The sequence below is a fragment of the Saccharopolyspora rectivirgula DSM 43747 genome (assembly GCF_000497205.1).
In the GTDB taxonomy this organism is placed as follows: domain Bacteria; phylum Actinomycetota; class Actinomycetes; order Mycobacteriales; family Pseudonocardiaceae; genus Saccharopolyspora; species Saccharopolyspora rectivirgula.
Genome location: NZ_AYJW01000159.1, coordinates 1 through 339, shown reverse-complemented (window position 1 = coordinate 339; position 339 = coordinate 1). Strand labels below are relative to the sequence as shown.

Below are 339 nucleotides of genomic sequence, written 5' to 3'. Positions count from 1 at the left end.
CACCGAGATCCCCTCTCCCGCCGCCGGCGTGCTGCAGCAGATCATCGCCCAGGAGGACGAGACCGTCGAAGTCGGCGCCACCCTGGCAGTGATCGGCGACAGCGCCGAAGCTCCTGCGCCCGCTGAGCAGCCGCAGCCCGAGCAGCAGGAACAGGCCGCGGCCCAGCCGGAGCCGGCCGCGCAGCCCGAAGCCGCCCCGCAGCCGACGGCTTCCGGCAGCGGCGAGGGCACCGAGATCACCATGCCGGCGCTCGGCGAGAGCGTGACCGAGGGCACGATCACCCGGTGGCTCAAGAAGGAAGGCGACACCGTCGAGGTCGACGAGCCGCTGCTCGAGGT

General features: G+C 72.9%; 1 protein-coding gene. It reads left to right on the top strand.

Translation table 11 applies throughout. The features are described 5' to 3' along the window. The coding region (locus SREC43747_RS0119365) for a biotin/lipoyl-containing protein (RefSeq protein WP_029723015.1) at positions 1 to 339 on the top strand (339 nt) is incomplete at both ends.